The organism is Deferribacterota bacterium (assembly GCA_034189185.1).
Lineage (GTDB): Bacteria > Chrysiogenota > Deferribacteres > Deferribacterales > UBA228 > UBA228.
Map to the genome: position 1 here is coordinate 1 of JAXHVM010000253.1, position 2,004 is coordinate 2,004.

Sequence of the window (2,004 nt, forward strand, 5' to 3'; positions counted from 1 at the left end):
TGTGGTAAAAGATATCCATTAAACCTCGAAATATTAAAATGCGAATGTGGGAAACCCCTAAGATTATCATATAAACCTCATAAAAGTTCACACAAACTAGTAGTTGATAATAATAAATATTCAATGTGGAGATACTCTCATTACTTGCCAGTACAACCACTTTCTAATATTATTTCACTAGATGAAGGTTTCACGCCCCTTATCACTGAAAAAAAAGAAGATAAAACATTATATTTTAAACTAGAATACATTAACCCCTCTGGCTCATTTAAAGATAGAGGCAGTAGCATTCTAATATCATTATTAAAATCAAAGAATATCAATGAATTCATTGAGGACTCATCAGGCAATGCTGGAATTTCTTATGCAATGTATGCTGCAAGAGCATCGATTAGGGCAAACATATTTGTGCCTGATTATATAAAAGATAATAGGTTAAAACTGCTTAGCCTGTTAGGTGCTAAAATTAATAAAATAGAAGGGGGTAGAAAAAAAGTTGCAGAAGAGGCAATGAAACTATCTAAAAACTGCTTCTATGCTTCACACGTTTATAACTGGATATTTATAGAGGGCGTTAAAACCATTGCTTATGAAATATATGAACAATTGAGCGGAAATATACCAAAAAATATATTTGTCCCCACTGGTAATGGAACACTCTTTCTTGGCCTCTATTATGGATTTCTAGATTTATTACAACTAGAATTAATTAAAGACATGCCAAAACTCTATGCAGTTCAGCCAGAAAAGTGTGCACCTTTAGCTTATTATTCAAAAAAAGGTACTTTAAAGGGCTTTTCATCAGATTATTCAATTGCCGAAGGAACACTAATAGAGAACCCACCTAGGCTAGAAGAAATAATGAGGGCGGTAAAAGAGTCAAAGGGTGAAACCATCAACCTTTCTGAAAAATCAATTGAGATTGCGCATAAAAAATTATTTCAATATGGATACATTATTGAACCAACTGCTGCCTTAGGATATGGGGCGTTTTTACAAAAAAAGCCAGCTAGCTCCCTAATAATTTTAACTGGATCAGGATTAAAATTAGGTTAAATTATAAAAAAACAAAACAAAAAAGCATATGCCAAGATTAATTATAAATTATAAAATAAACTAGCCAAAAATATCTGTAAAAAATAACCTTAAAGTATTATGTAAACAATATTTGTTTGAAATAAAGCAAACTAAAAATTATTAAGTTATTGTACGACTCCAATAGTCAAAATAATACAAGACCATGTCCTTTGTTCTCCTGTAGCAATAAGAAGACAAACGTCATCAGTTTTTGCAGCTTTATAAAAATCAAATCTTCCTAGCTTTTCTATTTTTATGCCCTCTGGTAGGATTCTCCTATACTCTTTGAAAATTGAAGGTTCAGGACCACTGTCAGGGTAAATTGCTTGTGCAGATTCAATTTCAATTACAGTTGAAAGTGCTTCTAATACGTCACTAACGTTAAGTTTTCCAGGAGCAAGATTCAAATAGACCTTTTTACTTCTAGGGTTTGACATTATATCAAAGGGGTAATTGCTATCAGCTATAACAATTTTAGCACCATGGCCAGCTTTAGCTAGTGCTTCTAAAATTTCAGGATGCAAAACATTTGTTTTTAACATTGTAAGGCCACCTCCACAAGATAACAAAAAAATTAACAATAACATTAAAAAAGATCTAAAGGCTTTCATATAAATCACCCTCCTTCTTTTTAATGACGTAATAACTTGTCTAGTTTGCATATTAATTTTAACCAATTATTAATATATATGCAATTTATATATTAATAATATTTTATAAAATTTTTTAACAAAAATTTTGCAAAACAATAATTATTGTTTGACATTTAAATTGTATATCTAAGAAAAAAAATTATGAGGAGTTAATTATGAAAAAAAATGTTGCTGGAAAATTTTATTTAAAAACTTGTTTATTTATAATTGTTACTTTGTTTATACTATTTAATTTCTCAGATTTAAGCGCACAAACAATTAGGGGAATCGTTTT

The 2,004-nt window shown here is 29.9% G+C and carries 2 protein-coding genes; one reads left to right on the top strand and one right to left on the bottom strand.

Translation table 11 applies throughout. The annotated features are described in order from the left end of the window. Positions 1-1,056: pyridoxal-phosphate dependent enzyme (locus SVN78_10575; protein ID MDY6822049.1), on the top strand; the 1,056-nt coding region annotated here is incomplete at its 5' end. A 146-nt stretch (positions 1,057-1,202) separates the two neighbouring features. Here the strand turns inward: SVN78_10575 and SVN78_10580 are convergent. Next, complete coding sequence (locus tag SVN78_10580) at positions 1,203-1,688, bottom strand: RbsD/FucU family protein (GenBank protein ID MDY6822050.1); 486 nt, start codon at positions 1,686-1,688, stop codon at positions 1,203-1,205. Positions 1,689-2,004 lie beyond the last annotated feature (316 nt).

Coding starts and splice junctions, on each gene's coding strand:
- SVN78_10580 (MDY6822050.1), bottom strand. CDS start 1,688: ATGAAAGCCTTTAGATCTTTTTTAATGTTATTGTTAATTTTTTTGTTA.